Source organism: Paracoccus sp. (in: a-proteobacteria) (assembly GCF_035556475.1).
Lineage (GTDB): Bacteria > Pseudomonadota > Alphaproteobacteria > Rhodobacterales > Rhodobacteraceae > Paracoccus.
This window is the reverse complement of record NZ_DATMFA010000067.1, coordinates 1-21,832: the sequence shown is the minus strand read 5'-3', so window position 1 is coordinate 21,832 and position 21,832 is coordinate 1. Positions and strand designations below refer to the sequence as shown.

Below are 21,832 nucleotides of genomic sequence, written 5' to 3'. Positions count from 1 at the left end.
GGATGATGGTCTCCGCCATCCTGGTGATGATGATGTCCATTCCGGGCCTCGCGCTGTTCTATGGGGGACTTGTCCGGGCCAAGAACATGCTCTCGGTGCTGATGCAGGTCTTTACCGTCTTCTGCGTCGTGGCGCTGCTCTGGGTCTGCTTCGGCTATTCGCTGGCTTTCACCGGCGCAGGCTCGGCCGAGGAGGCGACCGCGCTGACCCCTTTCATCGGCGGCTTCTCGAAAGCCTTCCTTTCGGGCGTCGACCCCAGTTCGTTGGCCGAGACCTTCACCCAGAACGTTTTCGTCCCCGAATATATCTTTGTCGTCTTCCAGCTTGCCTTCGCCTGCATCGCCTCGGCGCTGATCGTGGGCGCCACGGTCGAGCGCATGAAGTTCTCGGCGATCCTGTTCTTCGTGGTGATCTGGTTCTTCTTCTCCTACCTGCCGATGGCCCACATGGTCTGGTGGTGGGGCGGTCCCAGCGCCTATGACGCGCCCGGTGGCTATCTGTTCGGCCATGGCGACCTCGACTTCGCGGGCGGCACCGTCATCCATATCAACGCCGGTATCGCTGGCCTCGTCGCCGCGATCATGGTCGGGCCGCGCCTTGGCTATGGCAAGGAGCTGATGGCCCCGCACAACCTGCCCTTCACCTTCATCGGCGCCTGCCTGCTGTGGATCGGCTGGTTCGGCTTCAACGCCGGCTCGAACATGGAAGCCACCGGCACCGCTGCGCTGGCCCTTCTGAACACGGTCGTCGCGACCGCTGCCGCCGCCCTTGCCTGGGCCTTCGGTGAGTGGCTGTTCCGCGGCCATCCCTCGCTGCTGGGCGGTGTCTCGGGCGCGATTGCGGGCCTCGTCGGCATCACCCCGGCCGCGGGCTTCGTCGGCCCGATGGGCGCGATCGTCATCGGTCTGGTCGCGGGCTTCGTCTGCATGTGGTTCGTCGTCAGCCTGAAATCCAAGCTGGGCATCGACGAAAGCCTCGACGTCTTCGGCATCCACGGCATCGGCGGCATCATCGGCGCCATCCTGACCGGTGTTTTCGCCGCGCCGTCGCTGGGTGGCACGGGTGTCTTCGACTATGCGACCGGCGCCGTGGCAGAAGGCTACAGCATCGCGGGTCAGGTCATGACCCAGACGCTGGGCGTCGTGGTCGCGGTGGTCTGGTCGGGGGTCGTGTCCTTCGTCGCGCTGCTGATCGTCAAGGCCGTGATCGGCCTGCGCGTCCCGGCAAATGATGAGCGTCAGGGCCTCGACATCATCACCCATGGCGAGAACGCCTATAACAGCTGAGGCCAAGACCCCGGCAAAAGGAAAAGCCCGGCAATGCCGGGCTTTTTTCATGCGCTGCGTGCCGTAGGATCAGGACAGGCGGGCGACCACGTAATCGGCGAGGTCCGAGAGGATCGGCCGCAGGTGATGGCCCGGAACCTGATCCAGCGCCGTCTTGGCGCGCTCGGCCCAGGCGATCGCATCGGCGCGCGCGGCGTCGAGCGCGCCCCGGCGCTTCAGGATGGTCAGCGCGGTTTCCAGATCGCCGTCCTCCTGCTGGCCAAGGGCGAAGGTGCGGTTCCAGAAGGCGTGCTCCTCCGCGTCGGCGGCGGCGATGGCCTTGATCACCGGCAGGGTCAGCTTGCGCTCGCGGAAGTCGTCGCCGACATTCTTGCCGATCGTCGTGCTGCTGCTGCCATAATCCAGAAGGTCATCGACGATCTGGAAGGCGATCCCCAGCGCGTCGCCATAGTCGAACATGGCGCGCTGGACGGCCTCATCCCCGGTCGCCAGCACCGCCCCCGCCTCGGTCGCCGCCGAGAAAAGCGCCGCCGTCTTGCCGCGCACGATCTGGAGGTAAGTGTCCTCGGTCGTGGTGATGTCCTGCGCGGCCGTCAGTTGCAGCACCTCGCCCTCGGCGATGGTGGCGCTGGCATTGGCGAGGATGCGCATGACCTGCATGCTTTCGGTATCGGCCATCAACTGGAAGCTGCGGGCAAACAGATAGTCGCCGACGAGAACGCTGGACTTGTTGTCCCAGAGGAGGTTCGCCGTCGGCCTGCCGCGCCGCTGCTCGCTTTCGTCGACGACGTCGTCATGGAGCAGGGTGGCCGTGTGGATGAACTCAACCGCGGCGGCCAGCAGCACATGCGCCTCGCCCTGATAGCCGCAGAGCCGCGCCGCGGCGAGGACCAGCATCGGCCTGAGACGCTTGCCGCCCGCCTCGACGAGATGGGCCGTCACCTCGGGAATGCGCGGGGCATGCCGGCTCGCCATCCGGTCGCGGATCAGCGCGTTGACTGCCGCCATGTCGCCGGCCAGTTCGGTAGAAAGCCGGTCAAGCGGCTTGGAGACGTTTTCGTTCATGCCCATCTGCCAATTCCCTTTCGCTTGCAAGCCATTGCCACGCCATGGACAGTTGCGCAACCGCCGCTTACCTTCCCTCGCCATGAAGGAAGTCCTGCGCACCACGAATCCGCTCCTCATCACCCGGGCCACCGACCTGCTCGAGTCGGAGGGAATTGCCGCATTTCCGCTGGACCAGCACATGAGCGTGCTGGAAGGGTCGCTGGGCATCCTGCCCCGGCGGCTGATGGTGGCCGACCGCGATCTTTTCATGGCCCGCGCGGTCCTGCGCGACAACGAGATAGATGACGGACGCTGAGGCGATCAGCACCGATGGCTTCCTTGGCGGGCGGCTGCGCATCGCGCAGCCTGTCGCGGGCTATCGCGCCGGGGCGGACGCGGTCATGCTGGCGGCCGCCTGTCCCGCGAAACCGGGCGACCGGGTGCTGGAACTGGGCTGCGGGGCAGGGGTCGCGATTCTCTGTCTGGGGTTCCGGGTTCCGGGTCTGGTGCTGACCGGGCTGGAGCGGCAGCCCCTCTATGCCGGTCTCGCCCGGTTGAACGCGCAGGAGAACGGGATCGAGGCCGAGATCGTCGAAGGCGACCTTGCCCGGATGCCCGCCGCGCTGCGCGGGCAGAGCTTTGACCATGTGATCGCCAACCCGCCCTTTTTTTCGGCAGGCACCATTGCCCCCGATGCCGGTCGTGGCGCCGCGCGGCACGAGGAGACGCCGCTTGCCGACTGGATCGGGGCGGGTCTGCGGCGGCTTCGCCCCGGAGGCAGCCTTGCCCTGATCCATCGGGCCGAGCGAATCCCTGAAATCCTCGCGGCACTTGGGACACGCGCGGGCGCGATCACAATCCTGCCAGTCAGCGCCAGAAGCGGACGCGAAGCGGGCCGCGTGATCGTCTTGGCCCGCAAGGGGGGACGCGCGCCCACCCGCCTGCTTTTCCCCTTCATCATGCACGCAAAACCGTCACATTCCGTCGACGCGGAGGACCTGACGGAGGCCGCCCGCGCCGTCCTGAGCGGAGGCGGACCCCTCACCCTCTGGAAGCCCTGATTGACGGTGACATTGCGACGATTCTGTGTTGCAATCGTGTCCGTTCGATCAATCCAAGGAGGACGAAATGTCGGTTGAATCCCATGTTCAGGAGCTTCGCCGCAAACATCAGTCACTTTCCGATCAGATCGAGGCGGCGCGCCGCTGCCCCGGCATGGACGATCTTTCCATCTCGCAGATGAAAAAGGAAAAGCTGCGCCTCAAGGAGGAAATCTCGCGCCTGTCGCACTGACCGGCCGGTTTGAGCATCGACACGGATTTTTTGACAAGTTCAACGAGAAACGGCCCGCGAAACCTCGCGGGCCGTTGCCGTTTCCGGGCCTTGCGTCAGACGAAGAACTGCCCGCCATTGGCCGTGAGGGTGGAGCCGGTGATGAAGCCCGCATCCTCGGAGGCGAGGAAGACCACGCAGCGCGCGATTTCCTCGGGCTCGCCCAGCCGGCCGACCGGGATCTGCGGGATGATCCGCTCGTTCAAGACCTTCTCGTCGATGGCGCGCACCATCTCGGTCCCGATATAGCCGGGGCAGATCGCGTTCACGGTGATGCCCGCGCGTGCGCCTTCCTGCGCCAGGGCCTTGGTGAAGCCGAGATCGCCTGCCTTCGCCGCCGAATAGTTCGCCTGCCCGGCCTGGCCTTTCTGCCCGTTGATCGAGCTGATGTTGATGACGCGGCCATATTTCCGGTCGCGCATCCCCGACCACAGCGGGTGGGTCATGTTGAAAAGACCGCTGAGGTTCGTGTCGATGACTTCCTTCCATTGCTGGGCGGTCATGCGGTGGAACATGGCGTCGCGGGTGATACCGGCATTGTTGACCAGCACGGAAACAGGGCCAAGTTCCGCCTCGACCTGGCGGATGCCGGCCTCGCAGGCTTCGTAATCGGCGACCGACCATTTGAAGGACTTGATGCCGGTCTCCTCGGTGAAGGCGCGTGCGGCGTCGTCATTGCCGGCGTAATTCGCCGCGACCTGATAGCCAGCCTCTTTCAGCGCTTGCGATATGGCTGCGCCGATACCTCGGGTTCCCCCTGTCACCAAAGCGGTTTTCGTCATGATACCTCCCGGGTCAAAATGAAAAGGCCGTATAATTGTGTTATCGACAGGAAGCGGTTCGCGCAAGATAGTTGCGCGAACCCGTTTTCAGATTTGACCTCAGGGGCGTTCGAGGCACATGGCGACGCCCATGCCGCCGCCGATGCAGAGCGTGGCTAGACCCTTCTTCGCGTCGCGGCGCTTCATCTCGAAAAGCAGGGTGTTCAGGATGCGCGCGCCCGAGGCGCCGATCGGGTGGCCGATGGCGATCGCGCCGCCGTTCACGTTGACGATGGCCGGATCCCAGCCCATGTCCTTGTTGACGGCGCAGGCCTGCGCGGCAAAGGCCTCGTTCGCCTCGACCAGATCGAGGTCGCCGACCGACCAGCCGGCCTTTTCCAGCGCCTTGCGGCTGGCCGGGATCGGGCCGGTGCCCATGATGGCGGGGTCGACCCCGGCCGTCGCATAAGAGGCGATCCGTGCGAGCGGGGTCAGGCCGCGCCGCGCCGCTTCCTCTTCGGACATGACCAGCACGGCGGCCGCGCCGTCGTTCAGGCCCGAGGCATTGCCCGCAGTCACGCTGCCATCCTTGGTGAAGGCCGGGCGCAGCTTCTCCATCGCGTCGAGCGTGGCGCCGTGGCGGATATATTCATCCGCATCGACGACGATATCGCCCTTGCGGGTCTTCAGCGTCACCGGCGTGATCTCGTCGGCGAAGCGGCCGTCCTTCTGTGCCGCCTCGGCCTTGTTCTGCGAGGCGACGGCGAACTCATCCTGCGCCATGCGCGAGATCTGCCATTTCGCCGCGACATTCTCGGCCGTCTGGCCCATGTGATAGTCCTGGAAAGCGTCCCAGAGGCCGTCGCGGATCATCGTGTCCAGCATCTTCATGTCGCCCATCTTCTGGCCGGCGCGGATGTAGGAGGCATGGGGCGAAAGCGACATCGATTCCTGCCCGCCCGCGATGACGACCTGCGCATCGCCGAGGCTGACCTGCTGCGCCGCCAGCGCGACCGCGCGCAGACCCGAGCCGCAGACCTGATTGAGCAGCCATGCCGCCGATTCCTGCGGCAGGCCGGCCTTGATATGGGCCTGACGGGCGGGGTTCTGGCCCTGCGCGGCGGTCAGAACCTGACCGAGGATCGTCTCGGAAACCTCTGCCGGGTCAATGCCCGCGCGTTCGACCACGGCCTTCAGGACGATCGCGCCAAGGTCATGGGCGGGGGTATTGGCGAAGGATCCGAGAAAGCTTCCCACCGGCGTGCGGGCGGCGGATACGATTACGGCTCTGGTCATGGCAGGTTCCTTCCTTAGAACTGCGGAAACGGCTTCAGGCGAAGCTTGCCGTTTCATGCCGCAAGGTCAAGCGGGGCAGGGCAGCGCAGCAGGTCGGAAGGCGCGCCGGATCAGGTTCTCTTGGCGGCGGAATTAGGCGAACGCCACGGCGGCACGATGGTCGGCGCCCCGAAGTAATAGCCCTGCAGACAGTCGATGCCCATTTCGATCAGGAAGGCGGCGTCCTCGGCTGTCTCGACCTGCTCGGCCACGGTGAACATGTCGAAATGATGCGCGATCGACTGCAGGGCGCGCGCCAGCACCTGATTGTCGCGCTGGCAGGCGATTTCGCGCACGAACTGGCCGTCGATCTTGATCATGTCGAAGCAGAAATCGCGCAAGTATCGGAACGAGGTATAGCCCGCGCCGAAATCATCCAGCGCGAAGCTGACGCCATGGGCCTGCAATTCCTGCATGAAGGGGCCGATCACCTCGGGCAGGCCCATCGCCGAACTCTCGGTGACCTCCAGGACCAGACGCTCGGCCAGGCTGATGTCGCGGGCAATCCCCTCACGCAAAGTCCTGAGCCATGGCGCATAGCCGATCGAGCGGGCCGACATGTTGATCGAGAGCCGGAGCGCGGGATCCTGTCCCAGCGCCTCCAGCCCCAGACCCAGCGAGATGCAGTCGATCTGCCGCCCCAGTTCGGTCGTCTCGGCAAGCTCCATGAAATCGCGGAGCGGCACGATGCGCCCTGTCTCGTCGATGATGCGGATAAGCCCCTCGTAGAAGGCGACCTGTCCGGCCCCGTCCGCGCGGACGATCGGCTGATAGGCCAGCACCGCATCGCCGCGCGCGACCGCACGCCGCACCGTCGCCATTGTCATGCGCGATTGCCGATCGACCGCGAAGTCCAGAGGAGAGCCGAATCCCGGCCCTGATTCAATGTGATCTGTCATAACCAAGCTCCTGCCTTCGGGTCGGAGACTGGCGGTCATCTCCTAAGATCGGGTAAAGCTTGGTGGCTTTCTGGACTCGAGGTTAACGAAGCATGACCGATCCGATACGCTGCGGCTGGTGCGGCACCGATCCGCTTTACGTCGCCTATCACGACGAGGAATGGGGCGTGCCCGAGCGTGATTCGCGCGCGCTTTGGGAAAAGCTGGTGCTGGACGGCTTTCAGGCCGGGCTGAGCTGGATCACCATCCTGAGGAAACGCGACAGCTTTCGCGACTGCTTCGAGGGTTTCGACCCCGAGCGCGTCGCCCGCTGGGGCGAGCCGGAGATCGCGCGGGCGCTGACCAATCCCGGCATCATCCGCCATCGCGGCAAGATCGAGGCGACCGTGACCGGCGCGCGGGCCTATCTCGAGATCGAGGGCGGGGAGGGGTTCTCGCCCTTCATCTGGTCATTCGTCGGCGGCGCGCCGATCCAGAATGCGCCGGCGCGCCTTTCCGATGTCCCCGCCCGCAGCCCGGAATCCGAGGCCATGGCGAAGGAGCTGAAGAAACGCGGCTTCAAGTTCTGCGGCCCGGTCATCACCTATGCCTTCATGCAGGCCTGCGGGCTGGTGAACGACCATCTGGCCGATTGCCACTGCCATGCCCGCGTCAGGGCGCTGTCGCCTGCCGGATAAGGGCCTTGGACGCCTCGGAGGCCCAGTCCGCGCCGCCGATCAGGCGCGCGACCTCGTTCCCCTCGCGGTCGATCAGCACGGTGACGGGCATCCCCATGACGCCCATCTCGCGCGCCAACGCCTGACGCGGATCCAGAAGGACGGGCAGGTTCTCCACCTTGGCCTCGGTCAGGAACTTTTTGATCGCGGGCGGCGGGTTGTGGCCCGCGGCAATCGCCACGACCTGAAAATCCTCGCCGCCCATCTCGGCCTGAAGCTGGTCGAGCGAGGGCATCTCCTCGCGGCAGGGGGCGCACCATGTCGCCCAGAAGTTCAGGAGCACGACCTTGCCGCGATAATCCTTCAGCGAATGGGTGCCGCCGTCGGGATCGGTGAAGGCGGTTTCCGGCACCGGGGCCGGTTCGGTCTGCTGCAGTTTCGCAAGTCCGCCGTCATGCGCTGCCTGCCAGTCGATTTCTCCGGCGAAGGCCGGGTTTGCACCAATCATCAGTGCCGTATAAAGAACCAGCGAACGCAGCATTCCACCCCCCCGAAGGACCAGCCATGACCGAGCAGCCCGCCAGCACCGCCAACCAGATGTGGGGTGGACGTTTTGCCGCAGGGCCGGACGCGATCATGGAGGCGATCAACGCCTCGATCGGATTCGACCAGCGGCTCTATGCCCAGGACATCCGGGGCAGCCGCGCCCATGCGGCGATGCTCGCCGCACAAGGCATCATCAGCACTAGCGATGCCGAGGCGATCGGGGAAGGCCTTCTCACGGTCTTGTCAGAGATCGAGAAGGGCGACTTCCCGTTCTCGACCGCGCTGGAAGACATTCACATGAATGTGGAATCGCGGCTGAAGGAAATCATCGGCGAGCCTGCGGGGCGGCTTCATACCGCGCGGTCGCGGAATGATCAGGTGGCGACCGACTTCCGCCTCTGGGTGCGTGATCAGTGCGACGCGACGATCAAGGGGCTGGACGCGCTGATCCGTGCGGCGCTGGGTCAGGCCGAGAAGGGCGCGGACTGGGTCATGCCGGGCTTCACCCATCTGCAAACCGCGCAGCCGGTGACCTGGGGCCATCACATGATGGCCTATATCGAGATGTTCGGCCGCGACCTTTCCCGCTTCCGCGACGCCAGGAAGCGCATGAACGAATCGCCCTTGGGCGCTGCCGCGCTGGCCGGGACGGGTTTCCCGATCGACCGCCACGCCACCGCCGCTGCGCTGGGCTTTGACCGGCCGATGGCGAACAGCCTCGATGCGGTCAGCGACCGCGACTTCGCGCTGGAATACCTGTCCTCGGCCGCGATCTGCGCCGTCCACCTGTCGCGGCTGGCGGAGGAGCTGGTGATCTGGTCCTCGGCCCAGTTCCGTTTCGTCACCATGTCGGACCGTTTCTCGACCGGTTCCTCCATCATGCCGCAGAAGAAGAACCCCGACGCCGCCGAGTTGATCCGCGCCAAGATCGGGCGGATTCTGGGGGCTGCCGTCGCGCTTTTCGTGGTGATGAAGGGCCTGCCCTTGGCCTATTCCAAGGACATGCAGGAGGACAAGGAGCAGGTCTTCGACGCAGCCGACAACCTGATGCTGGCCTTGGCAGCGATGACCGGGATGCTCTCGGACCTCAGCGCGAACAAGGACCGGCTGGAGGCTGCGGCGGGCTCGGGCTTCTCGACCGCGACCGATCTGGCCGACTGGCTGGTGCGGGAAGCCGGGCTGCCCTTCCGCGACGCGCATCACGCGACCGGGGCGCTGGTCGCCATGGCCGAGAAATCGGGCGTCGACCTGCCGGAGCTGACGCTTGCGCAGATGCAATCTGTCAATCCCGCGATCACCGAGGACGTGTTCAACGTCCTTGGCGTCCATAATTCGGTCGCCTCGCGCACCAGCTATGGCGGCACCGCGCCGGCGCAGGTCCGCGCCCAGATTGCGCGCTGGAAAGCCCTTCTGTCGGAGGAACAGGCATGAGCCATACGCTGCTGATCGCGGTTTTCGCGCTGATGCTTGCCAGCCTTGCGGCCTGCGGCGTCGATGGACCGCCGACGCGGCCCGATCCCGACCCGACGCCCGCCCCCGGCGTCCATGTCAGCGGCGAGGCGCGGTTCGGTGTCGTCTCCAGGCTCTGACCCGGCTTCGGACCTGACGCCCCTGCGGCTTTTGTGGCTGGGGCTGGCGGTTCTGGGCGCGGGAGTGGCGTTTTGGCAGGGCGAGACCCTGTGGCAGGGCGCACGCCGGACCGAGATCGTGGCGCAGGTCGCCCTCGGCCTCTGGTGCCTTGTCGAGACCATGGTGCGCCGCAACTGGGCCGCCTTCCTGACCTTTCCGGCGCTGGCGCTGGGGATCGGTTGCGCGCTGCCGCTTTATCTTTTCATCCGCTCTCGCAGGATCACCTGATGGATCATTTCAACTATGTGGACGGCGTGCTTCATGCCGAGGACGTGCCCCTGTCCCGCATCGCGGCCGAGGTCGGAACCCCGGTCTATGTCTATTCGACCGCGACGCTGACTCGCCATTTCAAGCTGTTCCAGCAGGCGCTGGAATGGACCGACCACCTCGTCTGCTTCGCGGTCAAGTCGAACTCGAACCTCGCCGTGCTGAAGGTTCTGGGCGATCTGGGGGCGGGAATGGATATCGTCTCGGCCGGGGAATATGCGCGGGCCAAGGCGGCGGGCGTCCCGGGCGAGCGGATCGTATTCTCCGGCGTCGGCAAGACCGAGGCCGAGATGCGCATGGTGCTGGAAGGCGGCATCCGCCAGTTCAACGTCGAATCCGAGCCCGAGATGGAATTGCTGTCCAGGGTCGCAAGCGGGATGGGGCTGCGCGCGCCGATCGCCGTCCGCGTGAACCCGGACGTGGACGCCAAGACCCATGAGAAGATCGCGACCGGCAAGTCCGAGAACAAGTTCGGCATCCCGATCGCCCGCGCGCGTGAGGTCTATGCCCGCGCCGCCGCCCTGCCGGGGATCGAGGTCGTGGGCATCGACATGCATATCGGCAGCCAGCTGACCGATCTGGAACCCTATCGCCTCGCCTATGCCAAGATGGCCGAGCTGACCCGCGCGCTGCGGGCGGACGGACATGACATCCGCCGCCTCGACATGGGCGGCGGCCTCGGCATCCCCTATCGCCGCGACAACAACGCGCCGCCCTTGCCGATCGAATACGGGCAGGTGATTCGCGATGCCGTGGGCGACCTTGGCTGCGAGATCGAGATCGAGCCGGGGCGCAATATCTCGGGCAATGCGGGGATCCTGCTTTCCTCGGTGATCTATCTCAAGGAAGGCGAGGGGCGCGATTTCCTGATCCTCGACGCGGCGATGAACGACCTGATCCGCCCGGCGATGTATTCCGCGCATCACGACATCGTTCCGGTGATCGAGCAGGCGCCGGGAACCGCTGTCGCGCCCTATGACGTGGTCGGCCCGGTCTGCGAAACCGGCGACACCTTCGAGAAGGCGGTGGAACTGCCCCGTCTCGGCGAGGGGGATCTGGTCGCCCTGCGCTCGGCCGGGGCATATGGCGCGGTGATGGCCTCGGAATACAATTCCCGCCCCCTCGTGCCCGAGGTTCTGGTCAACGGGGATCAATTCGCCGTCATTCGGGCGCGACCGACGCTTGAGGAAATGCTGGGACGCGATACCATCCCGGAATGGGCCTGATCGCTTCGACACGCCATCGCCTCGCCCCGGCAGAGGTCAGCCGGCCCCCCGCAAGACCGGGGGGCGGCAGCGCATGAAGCGTCCCGACCTCCCCCGCGTCAGACGCGCGGTCGGCCTGACCCGCGCCGGCATGTGGTGGGAGGCCGTGGCCGGAGCATTCTGGCCGCTGGGCGTGGTTCTGGCGCTGTCGCTGGCCGCACTGGCCTTTGGCGGGGCCGAGCTTCTGTCGTCGCGCGCGCTGCTCTGGATCGGCCTCGCGGCGCTGCTGGCGACGGTTATCGCGGCGCTCTGGGGCATCCGCCGCTTTCGGCGGCCAAGCATTGAGCAGGCGCGGGCCCGCGTAGACCGGACCTTGCCAAGCCGCCCGCTGACCGCGCTGCGCGACGATGTCGCGATCGGCCGCGACGATGCCGGGTCCGAGGCGCTGTGGCAGGCCCATCTGGCGCGGATGGAGAGCGAGGCCGCATCGGCCCGCGCCGTCATCCCCGATGCCCGGCTGCGCTGGCTTGATCCGGTCGGGCTGCGGCTGGTCGGCCTCGTGGCGCTGGCCATGACGCTGGTTTTTGCCCCCTCCGGCCAGCTGGGTCTGGGGATCGCGGCGCTGGGGGCGACGTTCCGGCCCGCGCCGGATGCCCGCCCCGATCCGGGCGCTGGCCCCGGCTGGGAGGGCTGGGCCGAGCCGCCCGCCTATACCCGCCGCCCGACCATCTATCTCAACGCGCTGCCCGAGGGGCAGGAGCTGGAGCTTCCGCAAGGCTCGAAGCTCAGCTTCCGCATCTATGGCGAGGGGGCGGCGCTGTCCCAGACCATCGGCCGCGACCTGCCCGAAGGCGAGGCGGCCGCGCCCGAGTTCAGCGCCGACCATGACGGGCTGATCGAGATTGCGGGCCGGCAGTTCCCGGTCATCGTGATCCCCGACGCCCCGCCCTCGGTCGAGCGTGTGGTGGCCCCCGACCGCCGCGCCGACGGGCGTTTCATCCAGCCCTTCGCGGCGGCGGATGACAATGGCGTCACCGGCGGCAAGGCACGGATCGCGCTGAATATGGGGGCGATCGACCGGCGCTTCGGCCTTACCATCCCCCCCGAGCCGCGCGAGACGCTGGAGATCGAATTGCCCTTGCCCGCGACCGGGAGCCGCAAGGCCCTGCGCGGGCAACTCACCACCGACCTTTCGCGCCATCCATGGGCCAACCTGCCCGTCACCGTCTCGCTGGAGGTGACGGACGGGATCGACCAGAAGGGCAGCTCGCCACCCGTGGCGATGATCCTGCCGGGGCGGCGTTTCTTCGATCCGCTGGCGGCGGCGCTGATCGAGATCCGGCGCGATCTCCTCTGGTCGCGCGAGAACGGGCCGCGCAGCGCGCAGATTTTGCGCACGATAAGCTGGCAGCCCGACGGTTTCATGGACCCTGACCTTGCGCAGGGGCTGAAGGGGGCGATCGGCACGCTGGAGGGCGGCCCCCTGACCGACGAGGCGCGCAACAAGCTGGCGCAGGTGTTGTGGGACGCCGCCGTCGCGCTTGAGGATGGCGGCCTTGCCGATGCGCTCGAACGGATGCAGCAGGCGCAGGAGCGGCTCTCCGAGGCGATCCGAAACGGCGCCAGCCCGGACGAGGTCCAGCGCCTGATGGACGAATTGCGAGAGGCGACCGACGCCTATACCGACATGCTGGCGCAGCAGGGCAGGGACCCATCCGAGCGTTTCGACCGCTCGCCCCAGCAGGGCCAGCGCATCACCGGCGACCAGATCCAGCAGATGATGGACGAGATCCAGCGCCTGATGAACGAGGGCCGGATGGCCGAGGCGCAGCAATTGCTGGAGCAGTTCAACCGCATGATGCAGAACATGCGCGTCACGCAGGGTCAGGGCGGCGAGGGTGGCCGACAGCGCCCGATGGACCAGCTGGCCGAGACGCTGCGCGAGCAGCAGGACCTTGCCGACGAGGCCATGCGCGAGATGCAGGACCAATACGGCCAGTGGCAGCAGCCCGGCGGGCAGCAGGGTCAGCAGGGCGAACAGCAGGGCCAGCAGGGTGAGGGGCAGCAGGATGGCGGCAGCCTTGCCGACCGCCAGCGGTCCCTGCGCGAGGATCTGGGCCGCCAGCGCGGATTGCTGCCCGGCCGCGGCACGGCCGAGGGGGATCAGGCGCGCCGCAACCTCGACGATGCCGGCCGGGCGATGGAGGAGGCCGAGCAGGCGCTACGCGACGGCGATCAGGCCGGCGCGATGGAGCGTCAGGCCCAGGCCATCCAGAACATGCGCGAAGGGATGCGCGCCCTTGGCGACATGATGGCCCGGAACCAGCAGAACGGCCAGCAGGGAGAGCCGCAGCCCGGCGGGCAGCAGGGCGGTCCCGAAGGGCCGGAGGGCGAGAGGAACGGCCAGCGCGGCCTTGCCGAGGCGTTTCGCCGGCAGCCCCCGATGGATCCGCTGGGGCGTTCGACGGCGGGGAATGGCGGCCAGCTCAGCACCGGCGAGCCTCTGGCCGAAGGCCCCGACCCGGCGCGGCGCGCCCGCGACCTTCAGGACGAGATCCGCCGCCGCAGCGGCGAACGCGAGCGCCCGCGCGATGAGCGCGACTATCTCGGTCGGCTGCTTGACGATTTCTGACCGGTCACTCACCCGCGATACGGGTCCAGATCGCGCCCGCCCGGTCCGAGAGCCAGAGCCGCCCGTGATCGAGCCCGGAGCGCCAGTCCGAGACGGTCGAACCCGCTTCTCCCTCGGCCGCGGGGGAGGTCATTGCATAGAAGGCGACCAGCGCTGCGGCCAGCAGGACCGCAAGGCCGAAGCCCGCCGCATAGCCCGCCCGCGATTTTCGCGGGGCCGGGGCGGCTTGCCGTGCGAGGGGCGCGGCAGGGGGGATCTGCGCGACGGGCGGAGGGGCGGGCGGCGCCACCTCCTCGCGGTCGGGGCGCTGGAGCATCCCGGCGGTGATGACGGGCCGGTTCGCCTCGTCCTCCTCTTCGATGCCCGGATCTTCCTCGGCATCGAGGGTTTCGCTTTGCGGTTGGCGCAGCAGCGTCGCGGCCAGCCGGGCGGCATCGGGCAGGCGCGGTTCGGCTGGCGGCTCGGGCGGGGTCGGCTCGGCGTGATTCGGCTGGTCCCCGGCGGCTTCGTCGCCCTCACCGGGTTTCAGCGGCTCTCCCGGCAGGATGACCGTGGCGACGGGCCAACGGATATCGACCGGGGCCGGGGCCTCGTCCACCGCCGGGACAGAGCCGACCTGATCGCCCGCTTCGGCATCTTCCGCCGCGAGGCCCTTGCGGGCCGAAAGCTCGCGCGCGGTTTCCTCGCGCAGGATCGACAGGATCGATTCGTGCAGCGGGCGATGCAGCGCCGGCCGGTCGGCGGGGTCGTAGTTTTCCTCCGGTTGCGAAGCCTGCTCCACTTCCCCAGCAGCGGGCGGAGCCGCGGTCCCCGGCTGGTGCCAGACCTCGCTGCAGGCGGAACATTCGACCTCGCGCCCGGTGGCGGGGATCGCCGAATCCGGGATCTCGTATTGGGCACCGCATCGGGGGCAGGTCAGTCGCATTCGGTATATTCCATGCCTGTCGCAATCGCGGCCCGGAGCATTGGCTCGTATCTCGCATTCGCCGCCAGACTGTTCTATCAAGCCGCGAAGGGCGAGCCAAGAAGCCCGCACGGAAGGGGGTCCCAGTGATCGAGATGCAGAACCTGTCCTTTGGCTATAGCGGAGGTGATCCGCTGCTGGCCGACATGTCGCTGAGCCTGCAACCGGGATCCTTCCATTTCCTGACCGGGCCGTCGGGATCGGGCAAGACGACCCTCCTGCGGCTCTGCTATGCCGATCTGCTGCCCAGTTCGGGCCGGATGACCGCCTTCGGTCAGGATGTGACCGAACTTAGCCGCGACGGGATTGCCGCCCTGCGCCGCCGGGTCGGGGTCGTCCATCAGGATACCCAGTTCCTCGATCATCTGCCGGTGGCGGAAAATGTCGCCCTGCCGCTGATCGTCTCGGGCGAGAATGTCGAGATGCAGGCGCTGTCGGACCTGCTGAGCTGGGTGCAGCTCACGCAGCTGAGCCGGGCGCTGCCCCCCTCGCTTTCGGGTGGTGAGCGGCAGCGCGCGGCGCTGGCCCGTGCCGTCGTCATGTCCCCCGACCTGATCATCGCGGACGAGCCGACCGGCAACCTCGACTGGGACATGTCGATGCGGCTTCTGCAATTGCTGGTCGAGCTGAACCATTCCGGCAAATCGGTGCTTTTCGCCACGCATGACATGAACCTGATCCGCGCCGCCAAGCAGCAGGTGCAGGCGCGGGTGCTGCGGATTGCCGGGAAGCGGCTGCAACTGGCGGGGGCGGACCTGTGAAACAACGCACATTGAAATCGCTCGACCTCGCGGCGCTGTGGCGCGGACTGGCCCGGCCCGACGCCACAGGCACCGACCGCGTGGTCCCGCCGACCGGCTTCACCGCGCAACTGACGGTGTTCTCGGCCGCGGCGATGGCTTTCCTCGCGGTCTTTGCGCTGGCGCTGGCGCTGGCGACCGGGCGGCTGGCGGAGCGCTGGTCCAGCGAGTTGGCCGAGACGGTGACGGTGCGCATCTCGGCCCCGCCGGACCAGCTTGACGAGCAGACCGTGACGGTGATGGAAGTGCTGAAGACCACGCCCGGCATCGCCGAAAGCCGGCTGCTGCCCGATACCGAGGTCGAAAAGCTGCTGGAGCCGTGGTTCGGACCCGACATGCCGGTCGAGGCGCTGCCGATCCCGCGCCTTGTCGAGGTGCGCGAGGCGGCGCAGGGCTTTGACGCCGACGCGCTGCGCCTGCGGCTTCAGGGCGAGGCGCCGGGCGCGGTGCTGGACGACCACACCCGCTGGCGCGAGCCGCTGGTCAAGGCGGCGGGGCGGCTGCGGCTGCTGGGCCTCTTCTCGCTGCTGCTGATCGCCGCGGCCTCGGGCGCGATGATTACGCTGGCCGCCAAGGCCGCGCTGGCCGCGAACGGTCAGGTGATCCGCGTCCTGCGCCTGATCGGCGCGCGTGATATCACCATTGCCACCGCCTTCGTGCGCCGCTTTACCCGCCGCGCGGCCATGGGCGCGCTGGCCGGAACCGCCGTCGGTATGGTCGCGGTCTGGGCGCTGCCCGCGGCGGACGAGGCGGGCGGCTTCCTGACTGGCCTCGGGTTTCAGGGCTGGGGCTGGCTCTGGCCGTTGCTGATCCCGCTGGTCGCGGGCGCGATCGGTTTTGGCGCCACACGCTCGGCCGCGCTCAGGATGCTGAGGGAGGTGCGCTGATGGACCAATATCATCCCCGTCCGGCCACGGCCCTCGCCTGGCTGAGGACGGGGCTGTTCTATGTCTACGCCGCGCTGATGACGCTTGTGGTCGGGCTCTGGGGCCTGCCACGCACCTTGATCAACCCCGCACATGCCTATCGCGTGGCCTCGCGCTGGATCGACCTGATGCTGGGGGGCGCGCGCGTCATCGCCGGCATCCGGGTCGAATTTCGCGGCACGCGCCCGGCGGGCGACCTGCTGGTCGCGGCCAAGCACCAGAGCTTCCTCGACATCCTCGCCATCGCGCAGGCCTGCCCGCGCCGCGCCTTCGTGATGAAGCGCGAGGTTCTGAACGTGCCGATCATGGGCTGGTTCGCCCGCAAGGTCGGCTGCATCCCGATCGACCGCGCCCGTGGAGGAGAGGCGATGCGGCAGATCATCTCCGGGGTCGAGGCCGCCCGCGCCTCGGAGCATGGGCTGGGCCAGCTGATCTTCTATCCCGAGGGCACGCGCACCCGCCCCGGCCAAAAGGCGCCCTACAAGCATGGCGTGACCCTCGTTCAGGGCGCGACCGGGTTGCCGATCATTCCGGTTGCGGTGAATTGCGGCATGTTCTGGCCCAAGCGCGGCTATCCGATCCGCCCCGGAACCGCCGTGGTCGAGTTTCTGCCGGCGCTGCCCGACGCGCAGGGCCGGGAAAACCTGCTCGGGCAGCTTGAGAACCGGATCGAGGCGACCAGCGACGCGCTGTTCCAGTTGGCGGGGGGCGAACATGCGCTGGCTTGAGGCGGCGGACCTGCCGCAGATCTATGGCGCGCCGGGCGCGACCTCGATCCGCAAGGTGGCCGATCATGTCACGGCGGAATATGCCGCGATGCTCGATGCCGCGCGCTTCTGCGTGCTGGCGACGGTCGGCCCGCGCGGCGTCGATGCCAGCCCGCGTGGCGATGACGGTCCGGTCGCGCGGCTGATCGATCCCCGCCATGTGGCGCTGCCGGACTGGAAGGGCAATGACCGGATCGACTCGATCTCGAACATCGTCGCGGATGGCCGCGCCAGCCTGATCTTTCTGGTGCGCGGCTCGGGGAATGCGCTGCGTCTGAGGGGGCTTGCGCGGGTGACGGATGACGCGGACCTGCGCGCCTCCTTCGCGCGGGACGGAAAAGAGCCGAGGGCGGTCATTGTCCTTCAGGTCCGGGAAGCCTATTTCCAATGCGCCCGCGCAGTTCTGCGCGCCGGTTTGTGGGACGGAGCCGACGATTCCGCCGGATTGCCCACGCCGGGAGAGATTCTTGCGGCCCTCACCATGGGCGAGGTGGGTGGCGAGACTTACGATGCCGAATGGCCGGAACGCGCCGCCCGCAGCATGTGGTAGGCGCGCCTCCGGCCCTTCGGCGCCATGCGCCTGAACGAAGGACGGACGGATGAGCCCCATCATCGACATTGACCACCTCTCGAAACGCTATGATTCAGGCACCTTCGCGCTGAAGGATGTTTCGTTGCAGATCAACGAGGGCGAGATCCTCGCCCTGCTTGGCCCGAACGGCGCGGGCAAGACCACCCTGATCTCGATCATCTGCGGCCTCGTGACCCCGACCGATGGCACCGTGCGTGTCGGCGGGCACGACATCCGCACCGACTGGCGCGCGGCAAGGAAGCTGATCGGCCTCGTGCCGCAGGAAATCGCGCTGGAGCCGTTCGAGACGGTCATCGACAGCGTGCGCTTCACCCGCGGCCTTTACGGCGCCGGCCGGGACGACGCCTATGTCGAGCAATTGCTGCGCAGCCTCGCGCTCTGGGACAAGCGCGACGCCAAGACGCGCGAGCTGTCGGGCGGCATGAAGCGGCGCGTGCTGATCGCCAAGGCGCTGTCGCACCGGCCCAAGGTGCTGTTCCTCGACGAGCCGACTGCGGGCGTTGACGTGACGCTCCGTCGCGAGATGTGGCAGGTGGTGCGCGATCTGCGGGCCGAGGGCGTGACCATCATCCTGACCACGCATTACCTCGAGGAGGCCGAGGACATGGCCGACCGCATCGGCGTCATCAACAAGGGCGAGCTGCTGCTGGTCAAACCCAAGGCCGAGCTGATGCGCGATTTCGGCAAGAAGCGCCTGACCATCGCGCTTTACGATCCGCTGGCGCGGATCCCCGAGGAACTGGCGGCGTGGGGCGTCACGCTGTCGGTCGACGGACTGCGGCTGGGATATGACTATGACATCAATGCCGAGCGGACGGGGATTGCCCGCCTTCTGGGCGAATTGACCCGCCACGGTATCGCCGTGCGCGATGTATCCACCAAGCAAAGCAACCTCGAGGAGATATTCATGTCCCTTGTCGAGGACCAGAAGCAAGAGGTTTCGGCATGAACTGGCATTCCGTCCGCGCCATGTTCGACCACGAGATGTCGCGTTTCTTCCGCACCATCTGGCAATCGCTCGCCTCGCCGGTCCTGTCGACCGTGCTTTACTTCGTCGTTTTCGGCGCGGCCATCGGCGGGCGCATCCAGGCGATCGAGGGCGTGCCCTATGGCGCCTTCATCGTGCCCGGCCTGATGATGCTGACCGTGCTTCAGCAATCCGTCTCGAATGCGAGTTTCGGCATCTATTTCCCGAAATTCTCGGGCACGATCTATGAATATCTGGTGGCCCCGACCGGCTGGCTGGAAGTGACGCTGGGCTTTGTCGGCGCGGCGGCGACCAAGGCGGTGATGATCGCGCTGGTGATCCTCTTGACGAGCTTCTGGTTCAACGGCGTCCATATCGCGCATCCGTTCTGGATGTTCGCCTTCCTGTTTTTGACCGCGCTCGCCTTCTCGCTTCTGGGCTTCATCATCGGGCTTTGGGCGAAAAGCTTCGAGCAATTGCAGGTGGTGCCACTGATGGTCATCACGCCGCTGGTTTTCCTTGGCGGCGCCTTCTACTCGGCCGCGATGCTGCCGCCCTTTTGGGAGGGAGTGGCCAAGCTCAATCCGGTCCTCTACCTGATCTCGGGTTTCCGGTGGAGCTTCTTCGGCATCGCCGATGTGCCGGTGGGCGTCTCGCTGATTGCGGTCGCGCTGATGATCGTCGTCTGCATGGCCGCGATCCGCTGGATCTTCCTGACTGGCTGGCGTCTCAGGGAATGACCGGCTGACCGTCCCGCTTTCCGCGCGGAGGGCGGGCCGGTCCGGCCTCAGGGCTGGTGCTGGATCACGCCGGTCGAGCGGTCGAGATGGGCCTGCATGGCCGCGACCGCGCCCTCGGCATCCCCGGCCTCGATCCGCTCGACGATGCGCAGGTGGTCGCCCAGCGTCACATCCTCACGGCCCGACCAGTGCAGCAGGTCGTTGTGATAGCGAAAGACCCAGTTCAGCATCGCCTCGCTGACGGCGCGCAGGATCGGGTTGCCCGAGATCTCGGCGATGCGGCGGTGAAAGGCGATGTCGCAAGCGATGAAGGCGGGCGCGTCGCCCAAGGCCGCCCGCTGGCGGGCGATCAGGTCGCGCAATTCGGCGACCTCCTCGGGGGTGGCTCTGGCGGCGGCGATGCGGACCATCCCGCTTTCGAACAGGCGGCGGACATCCTTCAGGTGGTCCAGCGCCTCGGGCGCGGTGGACAGGATCACCTGCGCCATGGTGTCGGCCTGATGCAGCGCGATTTCGGCCGTCAGCGGGTTCACCCGGCTCCGCTCGCCATGGACAATGGTGATCAGCCCGCGCATCTGCATCGCCTGCAGCGCCTCGCGCACGGCGGGGCGGCCGACCCCGAAGCGCGCCATCAGGTCGCGTTCCGAGGGGACGGTATCGCCCGGCTTCAACTCTCCGCTGAGAACCATGGCGGTCAGCCGCTCCAGCACCAGATCCGAAAGCTTCCGGCGCACGATCCGGTCGCTGGTTTCGGACGAGGAGGGGGAGGAGGTCAGCGCCATGGGTCATCCTTGAAAATCCGGCTGCCAAACTAGGCGCGTAGAGCCGGGAAGGCCAGCGCTCAGGTGATGCGGCGGATGCTTTCGGCCAGTTCCGCAGGCTCGAAGATGCCCTTCCAGTCGTCGCGCATCAGGCGGGGCATGCCGTTCTCGATCGCCTTGTTGCAGGCGTCCGAAAAGACGCCCTGCACATGGCCGAAGGTGACCGCTCCAAGGATGTTCAGGTGCCCCAGCAGGAAGTCCCGCGCGGCTTCGGCGGGGACGCCGCGGGCGACGACCTCCTCCATGCCCTGCTTCATCACTGCCAGCAGGCTTGCGGCCAGCGTCTCGGCCAATGCGGGCTCCAACAGCGCGATCTGCTCCATCGTCAGGCGGTGCGAGCGCAGGATCGGCGCCCAGATGATCCGCGCCACCTCCTCGCCCTTGGCGAAATCCGCCTCCGGTCCCTGCATCAGCGCGCTGACGATGGATTGCCGCGCGGCGATGCCGCCGAAATGGTCGTTGCGCCCCTCGGGCGTCGTCTCGTCGTTGAAGATCGGCGGGTGGCAGGGATGGGTCACGAAATAGCTGATGTCGTCCCGTTCCGGCAGGTGCCCGGCATAGGGCGCGGCGGCGTCGAGGATCACGACCATGGTTCCGGGCGCGAGCTGGGGCACGATCTTGGCCGAAACCGCCCCGATCGCGGTGTCGGGCACGGCAAGGATCACCACCTCGGCCCCGTCCAGCGCCTCGGCCTGCGAGGTTGCCGCGACCCCCAGCTCGTCGCGCAGGCGGGCCTGTCCGGCCTCGCTGATCTCGACATAGCGGATCTCGTGGGTGCTCTGCGCAAGGTTCCGGCCAAGGCGGACGCCCATTTTCCCGCCCGCGCCGATAAGTGCGATCTTCATGGCTGCTCTCTCCATCCCATGCGGGCCAGCATTCCCTGTGCGCGCCCGCCTTGTCAACTGGTATAACCTGTGAATATGGTGATTTGTGTAGCCGTGGAGGGCAGGGCGATGGAACGGTTCGAGGCAGTCTATGAGATCGAGTCGCCCTGCGGCATCGCCCATGCCGCGGCGGTGCTGGCGGGCGAGCAATCGACTGGCACCTTCGTCAAGCTGGCGCTGGAGACCGACGCGCTGCGCGACCGATCCGGCGCGCGGATCGAGGCGGTCGAGGTGGTGGAAAGCCGCGCCGCGCCCGCGCTTCCCAGCCGCAGCCGGGGTAACGCCTATGAGCGCGGCCGCATCCGCATCAGCTGGCCCGACGAGAATATCGGCCCCTCGCTGCCGAACCTGATGGCGACGGTCGCGGGGAACCTCTTCGAACTCTCTGAGATCTCGGCCCTTCGGCTGGTCGACCTGACCCTGCCCGAAAGCTTCGCACGCGGAAATCCGGGTCCGCGTTTCGGGGCCGCAGGGACGCATCGGCTGGCGGGTGTCGATGGCCCGCTGATCGGCACGATCATCAAGCCCAGCGTCGGCCTTTCGCCCGAGGAAACCGCCGCGCTGGTCAGAACGCTCGCCGAAGCCGGGATCGACTTCATCAAGGATGACGAGTTGCAGGCGAACGGGCGCTATTGCCCGCTGGAGGCGCGGGTCGCAGCCGTGATGCGCGTCCTGAACGACCATGCCCAGCGGACCGGCAAGAAGGTCATGTATGCCTTCAACATCACCGACGAGACCGAGGCGATGTGGCGCCATGCCGACATGGTGCGCGAGGC

25 protein-coding genes are annotated in these 21,832 nt (G+C 67.2%); 17 read left to right on the top strand and 8 right to left on the bottom strand.

All coding sequences use genetic code 11. The features are described 5' to 3' along the window. The first annotated feature begins 2 nt into the window (after positions 1-2). On the top strand, positions 3-1,286 hold the full coding sequence (locus VNQ78_RS08280; protein WP_325688561.1) for an ammonium transporter: 1,284 nt from the start codon (positions 3-5) through the stop codon (positions 1,284-1,286). A gap of 69 nt (positions 1,287-1,355) precedes the next feature. On the opposite strand, the gene VNQ78_RS08275 is transcribed toward VNQ78_RS08280, so the two are convergent. Next, positions 1,356-2,357, bottom strand: coding sequence for a polyprenyl synthetase family protein (locus tag VNQ78_RS08275; RefSeq protein WP_325688559.1), 1,002 nt, complete (start codon positions 2,355-2,357; stop codon positions 1,356-1,358). A 76-nt stretch (positions 2,358-2,433) separates the two neighbouring features. Here VNQ78_RS08275 and VNQ78_RS08270 point away from each other — a divergent pair, with 76 nt between their 5' ends. The 3 genes from VNQ78_RS08270 (at position 2,434) to VNQ78_RS08260 (ending at position 3,626) form a co-directional block, all read left to right on the top strand. After that, entirely contained in the window at positions 2,434-2,649 is a 216-nt protein-coding gene (locus tag VNQ78_RS08270; protein WP_325688563.1) for a DUF2007 domain-containing protein, read from the top strand. Next, the gene (locus tag VNQ78_RS08265) at positions 2,636-3,394 is read left to right on the top strand and encodes a tRNA1(Val) (adenine(37)-N6)-methyltransferase (RefSeq protein WP_325688557.1); all 759 of its coding nucleotides are present in this window, start codon (positions 2,636-2,638) and stop codon (positions 3,392-3,394) included. Before VNQ78_RS08270 ends, VNQ78_RS08265 begins: the two co-directional genes overlap by 14 nt. A gap of 67 nt (positions 3,395-3,461) precedes the next feature. Then, complete coding sequence (locus VNQ78_RS08260) at positions 3,462-3,626, top strand: YdcH family protein (protein ID WP_325688555.1); 165 nt, start codon at positions 3,462-3,464, stop codon at positions 3,624-3,626. Positions 3,627-3,721: 95 nt separating this feature from the next. On the opposite strand, the gene phbB is transcribed toward VNQ78_RS08260, so the two are convergent. The 3 genes from phbB to VNQ78_RS08245 all read right to left on the bottom strand — a co-directional run bounded on the left by phbB (position 3,722) and on the right by VNQ78_RS08245 (position 6,660). Next, complete coding sequence (gene phbB / locus VNQ78_RS08255; RefSeq protein ID WP_325688554.1) at positions 3,722-4,447, bottom strand: acetoacetyl-CoA reductase; 726 nt, start codon at positions 4,445-4,447, stop codon at positions 3,722-3,724. Positions 4,448-4,546: 99 nt separating this feature from the next. Continuing rightward, positions 4,547-5,722, bottom strand: a complete 1,176-nt coding sequence (locus tag VNQ78_RS08250; RefSeq protein WP_325688552.1) for an acetyl-CoA C-acetyltransferase — start codon at positions 5,720-5,722, stop codon at positions 4,547-4,549. Between the two features lie 110 nt (positions 5,723-5,832). Continuing rightward, positions 5,833-6,660, bottom strand: a complete 828-nt coding sequence (locus tag VNQ78_RS08245) for an EAL domain-containing protein (RefSeq protein WP_325688550.1) — start codon at positions 6,658-6,660, stop codon at positions 5,833-5,835. A 92-nt stretch (positions 6,661-6,752) separates the two neighbouring features. On the opposite strand from VNQ78_RS08245, the gene VNQ78_RS08240 reads away from it, so the two are divergent. Beyond that, on the top strand, positions 6,753-7,337 hold the full coding sequence (locus VNQ78_RS08240; protein WP_325688548.1) for a DNA-3-methyladenine glycosylase I: 585 nt from the start codon (positions 6,753-6,755) through the stop codon (positions 7,335-7,337). Here VNQ78_RS08240 and VNQ78_RS08235 read toward each other — a convergent pair. Continuing rightward, the gene (locus tag VNQ78_RS08235) at positions 7,312-7,857 is read right to left on the bottom strand and encodes a TlpA disulfide reductase family protein (protein ID WP_325688546.1); all 546 of its coding nucleotides are present in this window, start codon (positions 7,855-7,857) and stop codon (positions 7,312-7,314) included. The genes VNQ78_RS08240 and VNQ78_RS08235 overlap by 26 nt on opposite strands. A gap of 23 nt (positions 7,858-7,880) precedes the next feature. On the opposite strand from VNQ78_RS08235, the gene argH reads away from it, so the two are divergent. From argH to VNQ78_RS08210, 5 genes are all read left to right on the top strand, one after another. Beyond that, the gene (gene argH, locus VNQ78_RS08230) at positions 7,881-9,293 is read left to right on the top strand and encodes an argininosuccinate lyase (RefSeq protein ID WP_325688544.1); all 1,413 of its coding nucleotides are present in this window, start codon (positions 7,881-7,883) and stop codon (positions 9,291-9,293) included. Beyond that, entirely contained in the window at positions 9,290-9,451 is a 162-nt protein-coding gene (locus VNQ78_RS08225) for a hypothetical protein (RefSeq protein WP_325688542.1), read from the top strand. The genes argH and VNQ78_RS08225 overlap by 4 nt, the downstream gene beginning before the upstream one ends. Beyond that, positions 9,432-9,719, top strand: coding sequence for a DUF2834 domain-containing protein (locus VNQ78_RS08220; protein ID WP_325688541.1), 288 nt, complete (start codon positions 9,432-9,434; stop codon positions 9,717-9,719). Before VNQ78_RS08225 ends, VNQ78_RS08220 begins: the two co-directional genes overlap by 20 nt. Then, positions 9,719-10,984 carry a diaminopimelate decarboxylase gene (gene lysA / locus VNQ78_RS08215; protein WP_325688539.1) on the top strand — a complete coding sequence of 422 codons (1,266 nt, stop codon included), beginning with the start codon at positions 9,719-9,721 and terminating at the stop codon, positions 10,982-10,984. Before VNQ78_RS08220 ends, lysA begins: the two co-directional genes overlap by 1 nt. A gap of 73 nt (positions 10,985-11,057) precedes the next feature. Beyond that, entirely contained in the window at positions 11,058-13,595 is a 2,538-nt protein-coding gene (locus VNQ78_RS08210; RefSeq protein ID WP_325688537.1) for a DUF4175 domain-containing protein, read from the top strand. Positions 13,596-13,599: 4 nt separating this feature from the next. Here VNQ78_RS08210 and VNQ78_RS08205 read toward each other — a convergent pair whose 3' ends face one another. Beyond that, the gene (locus VNQ78_RS08205) at positions 13,600-14,520 is read right to left on the bottom strand and encodes a zinc-ribbon domain-containing protein (protein WP_325688535.1); all 921 of its coding nucleotides are present in this window, start codon (positions 14,518-14,520) and stop codon (positions 13,600-13,602) included. Between the two features lie 125 nt (positions 14,521-14,645). On the opposite strand from VNQ78_RS08205, the gene VNQ78_RS08200 reads away from it, so the two are divergent. From VNQ78_RS08200 to VNQ78_RS08175, 6 genes are read left to right on the top strand one after another with little or no spacing between them, the layout of a single operon-like run. Further along, positions 14,646-15,320 (top strand): cell division ATP-binding protein FtsE, encoded by a 675-nt coding sequence (locus tag VNQ78_RS08200; RefSeq protein ID WP_325688533.1) that lies wholly within the window; start codon positions 14,646-14,648, stop codon positions 15,318-15,320. Next, positions 15,317-16,246, top strand: coding sequence for a cell division protein FtsX (locus VNQ78_RS08195; protein WP_325688531.1), 930 nt, complete (start codon positions 15,317-15,319; stop codon positions 16,244-16,246). Before VNQ78_RS08200 ends, VNQ78_RS08195 begins: the two co-directional genes overlap by 4 nt. Next, positions 16,246-17,013 (top strand): lysophospholipid acyltransferase family protein, encoded by a 768-nt coding sequence (locus VNQ78_RS08190; RefSeq protein ID WP_325688529.1) that lies wholly within the window; start codon positions 16,246-16,248, stop codon positions 17,011-17,013. The genes VNQ78_RS08195 and VNQ78_RS08190 overlap by 1 nt, the downstream gene beginning before the upstream one ends. Next, entirely contained in the window at positions 17,000-17,602 is a 603-nt protein-coding gene (locus VNQ78_RS08185) for an MSMEG_1061 family FMN-dependent PPOX-type flavoprotein (protein WP_325688527.1), read from the top strand. Before VNQ78_RS08190 ends, VNQ78_RS08185 begins: the two co-directional genes overlap by 14 nt. 49 nt (positions 17,603-17,651) lie before the next feature. After that, the gene (locus VNQ78_RS08180) at positions 17,652-18,593 is read left to right on the top strand and encodes an ABC transporter ATP-binding protein (protein ID WP_325688526.1); all 942 of its coding nucleotides are present in this window, start codon (positions 17,652-17,654) and stop codon (positions 18,591-18,593) included. Then, complete coding sequence (locus tag VNQ78_RS08175; RefSeq protein WP_325688524.1) at positions 18,590-19,351, top strand: ABC transporter permease; 762 nt, start codon at positions 18,590-18,592, stop codon at positions 19,349-19,351. The genes VNQ78_RS08180 and VNQ78_RS08175 overlap by 4 nt, the downstream gene beginning before the upstream one ends. Before the next feature lie 47 nt (positions 19,352-19,398). On the opposite strand, the gene nanR is transcribed toward VNQ78_RS08175, so the two are convergent. Beyond that, the gene (nanR, locus tag VNQ78_RS08170; protein ID WP_325688522.1) at positions 19,399-20,133 is read right to left on the bottom strand and encodes a transcriptional regulator NanR; all 735 of its coding nucleotides are present in this window, start codon (positions 20,131-20,133) and stop codon (positions 19,399-19,401) included. A 59-nt stretch (positions 20,134-20,192) separates the two neighbouring features. Further along, complete coding sequence (locus tag VNQ78_RS08165; protein WP_414694052.1) at positions 20,193-21,032, bottom strand: phosphogluconate dehydrogenase C-terminal domain-containing protein; 840 nt, start codon at positions 21,030-21,032, stop codon at positions 20,193-20,195. 93 nt (positions 21,033-21,125) lie between these two features. Here VNQ78_RS08165 and VNQ78_RS08160 point away from each other — a divergent pair. After that, a partial coding sequence (locus tag VNQ78_RS08160) for a RuBisCO large subunit C-terminal-like domain-containing protein (RefSeq protein ID WP_325688518.1) occupies positions 21,126-21,832 on the top strand: 707 nt, incomplete at its 3' end.

What these genes read in the sequence shown, in the direction of transcription:
- VNQ78_RS08280 (WP_325688561.1), top strand. Translation starts at nt 3, where the DNA reads ATGATGGTCTCCGCCATCCTGGTGATGATGATGTCCATTCCGGGCCTC.
- VNQ78_RS08275 (WP_325688559.1), bottom strand. Translation starts at nt 2,357, where the DNA reads ATGGGCATGAACGAAAACGTCTCCAAGCCGCTTGACCGGCTTTCTACC.
- VNQ78_RS08270 (WP_325688563.1), top strand. Translation starts at nt 2,434, where the DNA reads ATGAAGGAAGTCCTGCGCACCACGAATCCGCTCCTCATCACCCGGGCC.
- VNQ78_RS08265 (WP_325688557.1), top strand. Translation starts at nt 2,636, where the DNA reads ATGACGGACGCTGAGGCGATCAGCACCGATGGCTTCCTTGGCGGGCGG.
- VNQ78_RS08260 (WP_325688555.1), top strand. Translation starts at nt 3,462, where the DNA reads ATGTCGGTTGAATCCCATGTTCAGGAGCTTCGCCGCAAACATCAGTCA.
- phbB (WP_325688554.1), bottom strand. Translation starts at nt 4,447, where the DNA reads ATGACGAAAACCGCTTTGGTGACAGGGGGAACCCGAGGTATCGGCGCA.
- VNQ78_RS08250 (WP_325688552.1), bottom strand. Translation starts at nt 5,722, where the DNA reads ATGACCAGAGCCGTAATCGTATCCGCCGCCCGCACGCCGGTGGGAAGC.
- VNQ78_RS08245 (WP_325688550.1), bottom strand. Translation starts at nt 6,660, where the DNA reads ATGACAGATCACATTGAATCAGGGCCGGGATTCGGCTCTCCTCTGGAC.
- VNQ78_RS08240 (WP_325688548.1), top strand. Translation starts at nt 6,753, where the DNA reads ATGACCGATCCGATACGCTGCGGCTGGTGCGGCACCGATCCGCTTTAC.
- VNQ78_RS08235 (WP_325688546.1), bottom strand. Translation starts at nt 7,857, where the DNA reads ATGCTGCGTTCGCTGGTTCTTTATACGGCACTGATGATTGGTGCAAAC.
- argH (WP_325688544.1), top strand. Translation starts at nt 7,881, where the DNA reads ATGACCGAGCAGCCCGCCAGCACCGCCAACCAGATGTGGGGTGGACGT.
- VNQ78_RS08225 (WP_325688542.1), top strand. Translation starts at nt 9,290, where the DNA reads ATGAGCCATACGCTGCTGATCGCGGTTTTCGCGCTGATGCTTGCCAGC.
- lysA (WP_325688539.1), top strand. Translation starts at nt 9,719, where the DNA reads ATGGATCATTTCAACTATGTGGACGGCGTGCTTCATGCCGAGGACGTG.
- VNQ78_RS08210 (WP_325688537.1), top strand. Translation starts at nt 11,058, where the DNA reads ATGAAGCGTCCCGACCTCCCCCGCGTCAGACGCGCGGTCGGCCTGACC.
- VNQ78_RS08205 (WP_325688535.1), bottom strand. Translation starts at nt 14,520, where the DNA reads ATGCGACTGACCTGCCCCCGATGCGGTGCCCAATACGAGATCCCGGAT.
- VNQ78_RS08190 (WP_325688529.1), top strand. Translation starts at nt 16,246, where the DNA reads ATGGACCAATATCATCCCCGTCCGGCCACGGCCCTCGCCTGGCTGAGG.
- VNQ78_RS08185 (WP_325688527.1), top strand. Translation starts at nt 17,000, where the DNA reads ATGCGCTGGCTTGAGGCGGCGGACCTGCCGCAGATCTATGGCGCGCCG.
- VNQ78_RS08180 (WP_325688526.1), top strand. Translation starts at nt 17,652, where the DNA reads ATGAGCCCCATCATCGACATTGACCACCTCTCGAAACGCTATGATTCA.
- VNQ78_RS08175 (WP_325688524.1), top strand. Translation starts at nt 18,590, where the DNA reads ATGAACTGGCATTCCGTCCGCGCCATGTTCGACCACGAGATGTCGCGT.
- nanR (WP_325688522.1), bottom strand. Translation starts at nt 20,133, where the DNA reads ATGGCGCTGACCTCCTCCCCCTCCTCGTCCGAAACCAGCGACCGGATC.
- VNQ78_RS08165 (WP_414694052.1), bottom strand. Translation starts at nt 21,032, where the DNA reads ATGGAGAGAGCAGCCATGAAGATCGCACTTATCGGCGCGGGCGGGAAA.